The sequence below is a fragment of the Actinocrinis sp. genome, from assembly GCF_035650855.1.
GTDB lineage: Bacteria > Actinomycetota > Actinomycetes > Streptomycetales > Catenulisporaceae > Actinocrinis.
Map to the genome: position 1 here is coordinate 1 of NZ_DASRGV010000195.1, position 11,669 is coordinate 11,669.

The window sequence follows — 11,669 nt, forward strand, 5'->3', positions numbered from 1 at the left end:
GAGCAGGAAACCGATCGGTTTCCAGCTGGCGTGTCGGCGTCGCACCCGGCGCACCCGACACGCCGCGCACCCGAGCCCACCGTGGGCACTTCCAGAAAGCAGGCACGCACCATGATGCTCAACGGCTCCGTCGCCCTCGTCACCGGCGGCAACCGCGGTCTCGGCGACAAGTTCGTGCGCACCCTGCTCGACAGCGGCGCGAGCAAGGTCTACGCAGCGGCGCGCGATCCGCGCACCGTCACCGCCGCGGGCGCCATCCCGATCGCCCTCGACGTCACCGACCACGCCTCCGTGCTGGCCGCCGCCGAACAGGCGCAGGACGTGACCCTGCTGATCAACAACGCCGGCTCCTCCACCGGCACCAACCTGCTCGAGGGCGACTTCGCGAACTACCAGCTGGAGTACAACACCCACGTGCTCGGCACCCTGGACGTCAGCCGCACCTTCGCGCCCATCCTCGCCCGCAACGGCGGCGGCGCGATCCTCAATGTGCTGTCAGTCCTGTCCTGGCTCTCCTTCCCCGACGTCGCCGCATATAGCGCGGCCAAGGCCGCCGCGTGGTCCATCACCAACTCGCTACGCGTCGCGCTCGCCGCGCAGGGCACGCAGGTCACCGCCCTGCACGTCGGCTACATGGACACCGACATGACCGCCCGCCTTCAGGGAGTGCACAAGGAGGACCCGGCCGACATCGCCCGCATCGCCCTGGAGGGCGTCGAAAAGGGTCTGTCCGAGGTCATCGCCGACGAGGTCAGCGCGCAAGTGCGGGCAGGCCTGAGCGCTGGCGTCGAGGCGATCTACTCGCAGTTGGCGGAGCGCTGACGTTCAGGGTTGGTCGTCCACGAGGGCGATGGCGCGCGTCTCGGGAGCCAACACGCGAGCCCGCCGGGCGATAACCGAGTCTCCTAACGTTTTGCACGTTGGCCCGGATCTTGATTGCTGGTTCAGGAGCGCACGCGAATGACGGTCTTGCCCTTGCGCCGCTCGGTCGGGTTGAGCACCGGGATGGCGTCATCGAGGCCCGCGACGGTACCAATGTGCGGGCGAAGGCGCCCGTCCCGCACTCGGTCGACGATCTGCATCAGCTGACTCGGAACGGACTCGACGACGAAGTCGACCGCGAGACCTTCATCGGGACGAGCGGCAGCGGGCCCGACCACCGACACCAGTGTCCCGCCGGGCCGGATGATGCGTGCCGAGCGCCGCTGCACGTCACCTCCGATGACATCGAAGACAAGGTCGACTCCGCCGATCTCTTCGAGGTCCTCGCTGTCGAGGTCGAGGAACTCGTTCGCGCCGAAGTCGAGTGCCGCTTGGCGGTCCGCCGCCCGCCCGGTTCCGATGACGTAGGCGCCGAATTCTCGGGCGAGCTGGGCCACCAGGGATCCGACCGCGCCGGCGGCGCCGTGTGCCAGCACGCTCTGGCCTGCCTGAAGGCGACCGTGCTGCAGCAGGCCCTGCCAAGCGGTCAGACCCGAGATCGGCAGGCTCGCACCCACCGTGAAGTCGACGTTCCCCGGCAGCGGCGCAAGGTTGCGCGCCTCGACGGCCGCGTGCTCGGCCAGGGTTCCATCGCGATGCCAGTCCGTGATCCCGAATACCCGCTGGCCCAGCGAGAGTCCCGTCGTGCCGTAGCCGCGCGAGGCGACCACTCCGGCGAACTCGTGGCCGATGATCGGCTGGACTCGATCGCGACCGGAGCGATCGACCCATGTCGAGGGCCACTCCCACTCGGCGGGCACGAAGCCCGACGCATGGACTTCAACGACGACATCGTTGATCGCCGGTGCCGGCTCGGGCCGCTGCATCAGCTTGATCCCGGCTGCTTGCGCGGCCTGATCGGTCGCGACGATTGCCTTCATTTCCGCCTCCGTACTTCTCGTGCGTGTCGGCTGAGCGTGCAGGTCGTTCGACTCAACTCGGGGGCTCGGACCGCTGCGTACCCTCGAGCAGGATCCTGACGTCCTCGCTGAACTCCGCGACGTCCGCCAGGCCGAAGGCCGCCCTTTGCAGCAGGAATCCGTGCAGCAGTCCCATCACCACTCGCGCGCCGCGCTCGGGCTCAATGGCGAGCGGCACGCCGCCCGCCGCCTGCCCGCGCCGCAGCGCGTCGGCGATGCTGTGGCGCACCGACTCGAAGCCCTCCAGGGCACGGGTGCGCACAGCGTCATCGCGCAGCATCTCCGACCAGGTCTGCACGGCGCAGTGCAGCAGTTCCTGCACGGGCACCGCATCACCGGCCGCGTCGGTGACGGTCTGGACGCTGAGCGCCTCGAGCGAGGCCGCCATCAGATCGGCGACGCTGGGGGCGTCGGTCGCCGCAGCCAGTTGCCGGACCGGGTCGAACACGAGCCGGAAAGCGTCGCCAGCGATGGCCAGGATGATCTCTTCTTTGCTCGCGAAGTAGCGGTAGGGCGCCCCGGCGGAGACGCCGGCCTCGGCCGCGATCTCAGGCATCGAGGTCTGGTGGAAGCCCTCACGTGAGAAGCGGCGACGTGCGGCCGCCACGATCTGCGCGCGCTTGGCCTCGCGCCGTTCAGCCGTGATGCGCGGCATGACGACCGACCTCCTTCATGAATGATCGTTCACTTTGACATCCGACGCCCACAGGTCCAGCCTAAAAGTGAAAGGTCATTCACGGAAGGACTTTCCATGAGTGCGAACCTGAGTGTCGCCGCCTACACCTACGAACACACGCAGGCGCTGTTCGACGGCCGCGTCCGCATCGACGGAGTCGACGCCGCCTTCGAGACCGCGTCGCTGGTCTCGGACATCTTCCGGCGCACGATCGAGGGCCGCTACGACATCGCCGAGTTGGGCCTCACCTACTTCCTGCGCACCTTCGATCTCGACGACGCGCCCTTCCTGGCGCTGCCGATCTTCCCGAACCGCAACTTCCGGCACTCGGCCGTCTTCGTGAACACCGCGGCGGGCATCGAGAAGCCGCAAGACCTGGCCGGCAAGACGATCGGCGAGTTCGCGCTGTTCGGGCACGACGCAGGGGTCTGGCCCAAGGGCATCCTGTCCGACGAGTACGGCGTGACCGTCCAGCAGTGCCGCTGGGTGATCGGCGGCACCAACCACCCGATCCCCGCGTTCGACTGGATCCCCCAGCCGCTGCCGGCCAGACTCGACGTGCGGCACGCGTCCGAGCACGAGACCCTCGCAGCCATGCTCGAATCAGGTCAGATCGACGCGCTCATCTCCGTCGATGTGCCCCAGCCGCTGCTCAACGGGTCGCCAAAAGTTGCCCGCCTCTTCCCTGACTACGAGGCCGTGGAGCGCGACTACTACCAGCGCACCGGGATCTTCCCGCCGATGCACATCGTCGCCGTGCGTAAGGAACTGGCCGGGCAGACCGACCTTCTGCGGTCGGTCTACCGCGCCTTCGTCGAGGCCAAGGATCAGGCCGAGCTCAGGTACCTGAACGACGCGCCGAAGCAGCACATGAGTCTGGTCACCCCGTGGTTCAGCAGCCTCTTCGAAGCCAACCGCCGCCTGCTCGGCGAAGACTGGTGGCCCTACGGTCTCGGCGCGAACCGCAAGGCCGTCGACACGTTCCTGCGCTACCACTACGAACAAGGTCTCTCCAGGCGCCCGCTGACCAGCCGGGACATCTTCGTCCCCGAGTTTCTCGACACCTAAGTGCGCACTCGCGTCATCAAGGCTCGAACGTGATGTCCGGGATGCGCGGCGAGGGGCCGTCGAGCAGGTGGGAGATGTGGCCGCGCAGGTACGTGTCGAAGAACGCCCGCAAGTAGGCGCGCTCGTCGGTGACCGCGGTCTTCGGCTCCAGCGTGCCGACGAGTCCCTCGACCTGATAGGGCGTCAGGCCGAGCGCCGGCGCGAGTTGCGGTACCAGTTCCTCCAGGTCGCTGAACGTCGAGTGCTGGGAGGCGGCTAGGGACAAGAGCACCTTCGGGCCGGTGCCGGCCGCGAGGAACGAGGCCAGGGTCGGATCGTCCTGCTCGGTGTGGGTGCCGTTGGTCATCAGCAGGAACGGCCGGTCTCCCTGCTGCGCGATCGGTCCCCAAAGCGTGCCGTCCAGATCGGCGCCCGCCTTGATCCGCGGATCATCGCGCATAGCCCGCGCGCTGGCGGCCCCGCCGTTCGACCAGCCGAACATGCCGACCCGGGACAGGTCCAGGGCGCCGGCCAGACCGGCCGGAAGCGCGGCGTGCTCGGCGTCCGGGTCGCCGCCATGCTCGAGCAGGGTTAGCTCGTTGAGAACGAATTCGGCGTCGGCGGCGCGGATCTGCTCCTCCTGCACGGCCTGCGCGTCGTCACCCGCCACGAAGGTGCCGACCACCAGCCGGCCGCCGGGAAACTCAACCTCCGGCGACTCGTTGGTCTCGTCCACCGCGACCACGATGTACCCGTGGCTGACCAGGTCTTCGACCAGACCGGTCCCCAACGCGGCGTCGCTGGATCCGCCCGGTGAGTAGAGCACGACCGGATACGGGCCGTGTCGGCGATCCGCCGGCGCGCCGATATGCCCGATGGTCGTTGGCAGCGCGGTGTCCGGCGGCAGGCCGTGCGCTGGTCAGGGCGGTCGGCGTGCCTCGCGTGGCCGATGCACTGGCGGCCGACGCGGGACCGAGCGCCGACAGCGGCAAGGCGGCTACTGCAGCCGCCGCGAACAGTTTGCGCATGCGATGTCCAATTTCGGCGGAACGCGAACGAAATCCCCGGATGAGGGACCTGCTTCAGCGTGCTTGGGCTACGCAGCGCTCTGCCACGGTGCTCCCACGACGATCCGGTTCGTACTAGCCCTACCGTGTTGTCGGAAGAGCCTGGCGCTGCTGTCCGTCGCGTCGTTGCTTCATATCGCTACCGGGCAGCTCAGGCCGGGCCGATCAGTGCGGCGATGCGTGCGGCGTCTCCCCACGACAGCGTGAAGCCCGCGCCGCCGTGTCCATAGCAGGCGAACACGGGCCGGTCGTATCCCGCGACCGCCCCCAGCCGCACGGTGGAGCGGGCCGGGCGCAAGCCCACCGCGCGGGACACGATCGGCTGAGCGGCCAGCGCGGGCACGAGCGCGCGCACGCGGCGCAAGATCGCCTGCTCCGTCTCCGGGTTCACCCGCTCGTCCCACGAGCCGGGCTCATCGGTACCGCCGCAGACCACGTCACGGTCGCGCGGGACCACGTACGTCAAGCCTTCCGGGTTGTCGTCATCGATGACCCACTCGGTCAGCCCCGGATTGAGCAGGCGTACTACCTGGCCGCGGATCGGAAAGGTCTGGTCGTCGTCGCCCAGTAATGCGGCCGAACGGATGCCGCACGCCACGACGACCGCGTCGGGCTCGCCTTGCTCCAGCACTTGCTGCACTGACCGGACTTCCGTGACGTGCATCCGCACGCCGAGGGCCAGTACCGCTGCGCGCAGCCATCGTAGGTATGCGCCGGTGACAGCCAGCGGCATCGTGCACCGCAGCCCTGAGGTTCCCTCAGCTGCGGCGATACCGCCGGGCAGCTGCGCGTAACCGAGCACCTCGCACCCGGGCACGGCGCGCGTCCACGACGTGTCCGTGTCAGCGCGCCGGACCAGCACTGTTCCGGCGCGCATACGGACGCCCGTTTCCGGCCGGCGCGCGAGGCGTTCCAGTCGGTGGTAGGTGACCTGTGCGGAATCGAGAACCTGCGCGGAGGGGTCGACGTCGTGCGGGAACCAGATGGCCGCCGCCACTGCGGACACGCTGCCCGCCGCGTCTTGCGCGGCCAGGATTCGCACACGGTGACCGGCCGCCGCGAGCTCGTGCGCGATGCTCAGTCCGATCACGCCGGCCCCGATTACCGTTATCTCTCCCACATCGCTGATCGTAACGGCGGCCCGGCAGCACGCGAGCCGACCTGCCGGCCTCGTTCCATGTCGGCTCGGCCGTCATCATCCTTTGCAGGTACGTACTGTGGTAATCAGACATGAACGCAGGAGCGCCGCTCAGCCCAGCCGTGCTGCTGTGAGCGGATCCGCCCACAGCAGCACGGCTCTCACAGTCGCTGCCCGCCGGGCAGGGTGAAGGCATGGCAGAAGACGAAAAGACCCTCCGCTTCGGCTGGCGCGCCCGCGAGCAACTGTTCGGCCGTCGCATCCTCGTGCTCGACGGCGTCCTCGACGACGACAACGGCACGCTGCTGACAACCCAGTTCCTCAGCCTGGCCGCCGAGAATCCCGACTCCGACATCTCGCTGTGGATCAACTCACCGGGCGGTTCCGTACCGTCGATGCTCGCCATTCGTGACGTCATGCGCCTGGTCCCCTGCAAGGTCTCCACGCTCGCGCTCGGATTGGCCTGCAGCGCCGGGCAGTTTCTGCTCTCAGCCGGCACCCCCGGCCACCGCTTCGCCCTCCCGCATGCCAGGATCCTGATGCACCAGGGCTCCTCGGGCATCGGCGGCACCGCCGTCGACGTCGAGGTCCAGGCCGACGACCTGCGGCACACCGTCAACACCGTCCTCGGCCTCATCGCGCAGGACACCGGCCAGCCCTTCGACCGCGTCTTCGAGGACTCCCTGCACGACCGCTGGTTCACGGCGGCGCAGGCGAAGGACTACGGCTTCATCGACCACATCGTGGACTCGTTCGGGCAGATCGCGCTCGAGCGCCGGCGGCTCGGGATCTCCGCATGAGCTACACCATCCCGTACGTCGTCGCGCAGCACCCGCGCGGCGAGCGTGTCACCGACATCTACTCGCACCTGTTGAGCGAGCGCATCGTCTATGTGGGCACCGCGATCGACTCCGGGGTTGCCAATGCCCTGATCGCGCAGCTGCTGTACCTGGAGTTCGACAACTCCGAGCGGGAGGTCGACCTCTTCATCAACTGCGAGGGCGGCGACCTCACCTCGATGTTGGCGGTGTACGACACCATGCAGCATGTCAAGGTGCCGATCCGCACCACCTGCGTCGGGCAGGCCATCGCCACCGGCGCGGTGCTACTGGCCGGGGGAACGCCGGGCATGCGCGCGGTCCTGCCGCACGCCCGGGTGGTGCTGCACCAGCCGGCGGCGCGCGCACAGGGCGCGATCCCCGACCTGATCCTCCAGGCAGACGAGCTGGTTCGCACACGCGGCGAACTGGAAACGATCCTGATGCACCACACCGGCCAGCCCGTGGAGCGGCTGCGGCACGACACCGACCGCGACCGCGTCTTCACAGCCGAGGCGGCCGTCGAGTACGGCCTCGCCGACGTCGTGCTGACGCCGCGAAGTTAGCCGGTTGAGGCCGAGCCCTTCCCCCGGCGGCCTCGTCGAGGCCGCCGGGGAAACGCCGGCAGGCAGATGGTCGGCGCGCTTGCGTCAGTCAGGCAGCCAGTGCCAGCAGCACCGGCCCCGGCGCCGACCGCCGCGCGCCGAACTCATCGCGCCGCCACGACACCTCATGCGTTGGGCGCAGCTCAGCGGCCACCGACTCGGTGAGCCCGCCGAGCGTGGTGCCGAGGGCTCCTGCGACGGCCGCGATCATTTCGCTGGACGGCTCCTTAAGGCCGCGCTCCACCTCCGACAGGTACTGCGGCGAGATGCCCGCCCGTGCCGCCGTCTCGGCGAGCGTCTTCTGGTTCCGCCTCCGCAGCTCGCGCAGCTGCTCGCCCAAGACCTCGCGCCACAGCGGCTCGGGGGCCGCAGGCTCTTGCCGCGGCCCCGGGCGCTTTTCGGGCCTCGGGCCACGGACATGCTCCCCGGGCACGACGTGGAGTCTTGGCGCCTCGCTCATGGTTTGAGCGTACGGATATTCGGCCGCAAGCCATGGATTTTCGCTGTGGGCGTACACGGACGACCGCGAAGCCGTCGGTTTCCGTCCGTCAGGAACTCGGTGCGAGCTAGGCCGCAGCGCCACACGCGGCCGAACGGAGGAGGCATGGATCAGTCGCCGGCAGACGTGCTTGCCACGGTCATCACGCGGATTTCGAGTGTGGCCGGGCAGGTCGACGGGGCTGAACGCGCACCGTGGCTGTTCGTGCGGAGCGTGCTCGCCGAGTGCCGGTTCCAGCTCATGGACCAGGCCGCCCGGGACGCCTCGGTACTCGAGGCCGCCATCGGCGACTTCTTCGCCCTGCCACGGGATTTCCCAGGGCGGCCCAGGCTCGCGGCGATACTCGTCGAGGCTCAGTTCCACTCGCGGCGGCTGCACGAGACCCAGTGGGTCGACACGATGGTGCGGCTCGCCGACATCGCGAAGAGCCAGCCCGACCTGCATCCCGAATGGCCGAAACGCGACGCCGTGGTGCGCGCGCTCGCGCTCAGCCTGGCGGCCAGGGATCTGAAGCCCGGCTTCAGCGCGCCGGCCGCCCTGAAGCAGCTTGATCGCTATGCCGAGATCGTCGGCGACGAGCAGCCTCTCGCCGCGATAGTCGACAACGCCCGACTTGCGATACGTATTACGAACGTGGGGCAGACCGACGACCTGTCCGAATTCACGCGTCTCGCCGACCGGGCCGAGACGGGTCTACGGAGCCTGGGCCCGGACGCCATGTCGCCGGACCGACTCGGCCTCTACCGAGCCATGGTCGCCATTATGGACAAGGCGCAGCGCGGCGATCTCGCGGGCGCGCTCGCCATGCTCACCGAAGCGCGAAAGACCGTCAAGGCGCTCCCGCCGGAGGATCGGGTACGGATCGCGTTCGAACAAGCCATGGTCACGCTGGAGTCCCTCGCGCCCACGCTCGTGGCCGGTCCCGAGTTCGACGATGTCGACGGCGCCGTCGTGCCTCCCCGGCTGGAGACTTTGAGCAGGTTGAAGGAGTGGGCCGCGCAGCCCGGACTTTCCGGACCGGAACGGGCCACACGCCTCGCGGCCGTGGTGGGCGCCATGCAAACCGTTGACACGCTCGCCGCTCTCGAAGAGGCGTCCGAGGTCTCGCGGCAAGTGCTGGCCCTTTCCCCGCCCAACGATCCGCGTCGGCCGTATTACCTGTTCGCGGCGGCGATGATCCACGGTCGCCGGGCGGAGATCACCGGTGATCGCGGCGGGACCGAGATCGCGCGCGCGATCGCGCTGTTCGAAGAGGCCCGCGGGCTGGCCGCGTCCTCGACGCATGCCCTGTGGAACACGCTGACAACACCGCTCGCCCATCTTTACCGGCTGTCCGGTCGCAAGGACCTCGCCCGCCACACCGCGCTCACCGGTCTGCGCGGGCATGCGTGGAGCACGCTGCTCCAGTCGAACATCGCTGACATGCACGCCGCGGCGCGCCACGCTGCGGGCAGCGCACTCGACACCGCCCGCTGGTGCCTCGAAGACAACAACGCCGAAGACGCGGTCAAAGCACTCGAACTCGGCCGCGGACTGATCCAGTACGCCGCGTCCGAAAATCGCGATGTCGACACGCGGCTGGCCGCGGCCGGACAACCGCAGTTGGCCACCCGCTGGAGGCACGCCCAGGAGAACGCTCCGCTGCACGAGGTGCCCGCCACGCTGCGGCAACAGGTCGCGAGCGTGCTGGCGGGTGTGCCGCTCGATCCGGACGGAACGCCCGCCGCCGCGCCGGCCGAGACCAACGCCCGGCTTCTGGAGCCACCGTCCACCCACGAGATCCGCGCCGCGCTGGCTGCCTTGGGCACGGATGCGCTCGTCTACCTGATGCCGGGAGACGACGGCAGCGGCGCGGCAGTAGTCGTCCCGGCCGGCGGCGCGGCGGAATGGCTCCGCCTGCCAGAGCTGAACCAGCAGTCGCTCACCGGATTCGAACGCTTCATCGCAGGACAGGCGCGGTCAGCCGCGCTCGAGCAAGCAGATGCGCGAGACGCCGGCTTCGCGCAGCACACGAACGTGAATGCGAACGGCGAACGTCCGGACTCGGAAGTAGGGCGGGTCTGCGACTGGGCGTGGCGGTCGGCAATGGGCCCGCTGCTCGAACGATTCCTCCACCTGCCCGAAGGCCGCCCGATTCGGCTCGTGCTGATCCCCGTCCGGGAACTGAGCCGCGTCCCCTGGCATGCAGCCAGGTACCGCGACGCTTCGGGCCGTCGGCGTTACGCGCTCGAATCTGCCGTGTTCTCGTATGCCGCGTCGGCGCGCTCTCTCTGCGAGTCGGCTTGGCGCCCGCAAGTCGCGGTCGGCGGCCCCGCCTTGATCGTCAGCGATCCCGACACCGCCCACCGGGCGAGCGACCTGCCCGCCGCCCGGCTGGAGGCGCGAGCGGTCAAGGACGTCTTCTACCCTGACGCCCGCTTCCTCGGCAGACTGCCCGACGGCTCTGGGGCGCCGCAGGGCGAGGCGAGCGCCGACCAGGTCAAGAAGTGGCTCGCCGATCCGGAGGCGGGCAGCGTCGTCCACCTCGCCTGTCACGCCTTCGTGCGCGCCGGCACCGGCCCGGACGAGACCTCGTACCTCCTGCTCGCGAACGGCCAGCGGCTGGGCACGGAGGAGATGATCGGCACCATGACCGGCGCTTCCGGGCGGACGCTGGCCCTGGCGGTGCTCGCCGCGTGCAACAGCGCGGAGTCGAGCCGAGGTTACGACCAGGCGTTCAGTCTCGCGACCGCCTTCGTGGCCAACAACACCAATTCCGTCATCAGCGCTCAGTGGAGCGTGCCGGACGTTCAGACCTCGCTGCTGATGTTCATGTTCCACCATTACGTCAACGCCGAGCGCATGAGCCCTGCCGACGCGCTGCGCCAAGCCCAACTATGGATCCTGAGCGACCGCGAGCCCCCGGCCACCATGCCGGCCGAGTTGCGCCGTCACTTGAACCTCACCGCCGACGAAACGGCCGATCCCGCGGCCTGGGCCGGGTTCATCCACTCTGGTCGGTGACCGGCAGCATCGGTGAATGGTATGAGGTGGCGGACATGCGCGAGACAACCCGTTGACCGCACCTCCGGTTGACCGTAACATCCCTGGAGCCGATCCCACGAATCGGTTCGATCCATTCCGTCAACAGTCGTGGATACACAGGTTAGGCATCCGGACTGGCAAGTAGCCGTACCCCTCGCTTTGGTCCCAAGCGGCCGAGAGCCGTGCGATACGCGGAGGATCTCATGCAATTGGTGCGCAGCGCCGGATCGCGCCGGTCTCGACTGCTCGCTGCCTGGATGCTGGCAGCGGCGATCGCCGTGCCGGTCTCAGTGATGGGCACGACGACCGCGGTCGCGGCCTCCTCGCTGCCCTGCGACATCTACGCCGCGGGCGGCACGCCGTGCGCGACCGCGCACAGCACCACGCGTGCGCTGTTCGGGTCCTACAACGGGCTGCTGTACCAGGTACAGCGCGCCTCGGACGGCGCCTATTTCAATATCGGCGTGAACGCGGCCGGCGGCGTGGCCAACGCCGGGCAGCAGGACTCCTTCTGCGCCGGCACCACCTGCACGATCACCCGGATTTACGATCAGACCTCGAACCACAACGACCTGGTGATTTCCTGGGGAGGCTATTGGAAGGGCCCGGGACCCAACGGCGCGGACATCGGCGCAAATGCCGCGGCGCTACCGCTCAGTATCGGCGGGCACGAAGCCTACGGCGTGAAAGTCACGCAGGGGGTTGGCTACCGGATCGACTACGCGAAGGGCGTGCCGACCGGTTCGCAGCCCGAGGGCGTGTACATGGTGACCTCGCCGAACCTGGTGGATCAGTACTGCTGCTTCGACTACGGCAGCGGGGAGAACTCGCACACGGACACCGGTAACGCGACCATGAACGCGATCGAGTGGGGCACCGCGTGCTGGTTCGGCG

General features: G+C 68.9%; 11 protein-coding genes. 6 read left to right on the top strand and 5 right to left on the bottom strand.

All coding sequences use genetic code 11. The annotated features are described in order from the left end of the window. Positions 1-111: 111 nt before the first annotated feature. Positions 112-822, top strand: a complete 711-nt coding sequence (locus VFB40_RS14275; RefSeq protein WP_349261476.1) for an SDR family oxidoreductase — start codon at positions 112-114, stop codon at positions 820-822. 122 nt (positions 823-944) lie between these two features. Here VFB40_RS14275 and VFB40_RS14280 read toward each other — a convergent pair whose 3' ends face one another. Further along, positions 945-1,862 carry an NADP-dependent oxidoreductase gene (locus VFB40_RS14280; RefSeq protein WP_324850828.1) on the bottom strand — a complete coding sequence of 306 codons (918 nt, stop codon included), beginning with the start codon at positions 1,860-1,862 and terminating at the stop codon, positions 945-947. Positions 1,863-1,914: 52 nt separating this feature from the next. Continuing rightward, positions 1,915-2,556, bottom strand: coding sequence for a TetR/AcrR family transcriptional regulator (locus VFB40_RS14285; protein ID WP_324850829.1), 642 nt, complete (start codon positions 2,554-2,556; stop codon positions 1,915-1,917). A 96-nt stretch (positions 2,557-2,652) separates the two neighbouring features. Between VFB40_RS14285 and VFB40_RS14290 the strand changes: the two genes are divergently transcribed. Further along, on the top strand, positions 2,653-3,645 hold the full coding sequence (locus tag VFB40_RS14290) for a 4,5-dihydroxyphthalate decarboxylase (protein WP_324850831.1): 993 nt from the start codon (positions 2,653-2,655) through the stop codon (positions 3,643-3,645). A gap of 16 nt (positions 3,646-3,661) precedes the next feature. Here the strand turns inward: VFB40_RS14290 and VFB40_RS14295 are convergent, their stop codons facing one another. Together VFB40_RS14295 and VFB40_RS14300 are read right to left on the bottom strand one after the other, a co-directional pair. Next, positions 3,662-4,531 (bottom strand): alpha/beta hydrolase, encoded by an 870-nt coding sequence (locus VFB40_RS14295; protein ID WP_324850845.1) that lies wholly within the window; start codon positions 4,529-4,531, stop codon positions 3,662-3,664. Positions 4,532-4,842: 311 nt separating this feature from the next. Beyond that, positions 4,843-5,811: an FAD-dependent oxidoreductase gene (locus VFB40_RS14300; RefSeq protein ID WP_324850833.1), complete on the bottom strand. Its 969-nt coding sequence runs from the start codon at positions 5,809-5,811 to the stop codon at positions 4,843-4,845. A gap of 212 nt (positions 5,812-6,023) precedes the next feature. On the opposite strand from VFB40_RS14300, the gene VFB40_RS14305 reads away from it, so the two are divergent. Together VFB40_RS14305 and VFB40_RS14310 are read left to right on the top strand one after the other, a co-directional pair. Continuing rightward, complete coding sequence (locus VFB40_RS14305; RefSeq protein WP_324850835.1) at positions 6,024-6,629, top strand: ClpP family protease; 606 nt, start codon at positions 6,024-6,026, stop codon at positions 6,627-6,629. Beyond that, positions 6,626-7,213, top strand: coding sequence for a ClpP family protease (locus VFB40_RS14310; protein WP_324850837.1), 588 nt, complete (start codon positions 6,626-6,628; stop codon positions 7,211-7,213). The genes VFB40_RS14305 and VFB40_RS14310 overlap by 4 nt, the downstream gene beginning before the upstream one ends. Positions 7,214-7,301: 88 nt before the next feature. Here the strand turns inward: VFB40_RS14310 and VFB40_RS14315 are convergent, their stop codons facing one another. Beyond that, entirely contained in the window at positions 7,302-7,712 is a 411-nt protein-coding gene (locus tag VFB40_RS14315; protein ID WP_349261475.1) for a helix-turn-helix domain-containing protein, read from the bottom strand. Between VFB40_RS14315 and VFB40_RS14320 the strand changes: the two genes are divergently transcribed. Beyond that, entirely contained in the window at positions 7,671-10,754 is a 3,084-nt protein-coding gene (locus VFB40_RS14320) for a CHAT domain-containing protein (RefSeq protein ID WP_324850841.1), read from the top strand. The genes VFB40_RS14315 and VFB40_RS14320 overlap by 42 nt on opposite strands. Positions 10,755-10,978: 224 nt before the next feature. Further along, on the top strand, positions 10,979-11,669 hold a 691-nt coding region (locus VFB40_RS14325), incomplete at its 3' end, for an arabinofuranosidase catalytic domain-containing protein (protein WP_324850843.1).

Excerpts from the sequence above, each read along its gene's own strand:
- VFB40_RS14275 (WP_349261476.1), top strand. The coding sequence starts at position 112 with ATGATGCTCAACGGCTCCGTCGCCCTCGTCACCGGCGGCAACCGCGGT.
- VFB40_RS14280 (WP_324850828.1), bottom strand. The coding sequence starts at position 1,862 with ATGAAGGCAATCGTCGCGACCGATCAGGCCGCGCAAGCAGCCGGGATC.
- VFB40_RS14285 (WP_324850829.1), bottom strand. The coding sequence starts at position 2,556 with ATGCCGCGCATCACGGCTGAACGGCGCGAGGCCAAGCGCGCGCAGATC.
- VFB40_RS14290 (WP_324850831.1), top strand. The coding sequence starts at position 2,653 with ATGAGTGCGAACCTGAGTGTCGCCGCCTACACCTACGAACACACGCAG.
- VFB40_RS14305 (WP_324850835.1), top strand. The coding sequence starts at position 6,024 with ATGGCAGAAGACGAAAAGACCCTCCGCTTCGGCTGGCGCGCCCGCGAG.
- VFB40_RS14310 (WP_324850837.1), top strand. The coding sequence starts at position 6,626 with ATGAGCTACACCATCCCGTACGTCGTCGCGCAGCACCCGCGCGGCGAG.
- VFB40_RS14320 (WP_324850841.1), top strand. The coding sequence starts at position 7,671 with ATGCTCCCCGGGCACGACGTGGAGTCTTGGCGCCTCGCTCATGGTTTG.
- VFB40_RS14315 (WP_349261475.1), bottom strand. The coding sequence starts at position 7,712 with ATGAGCGAGGCGCCAAGACTCCACGTCGTGCCCGGGGAGCATGTCCGT.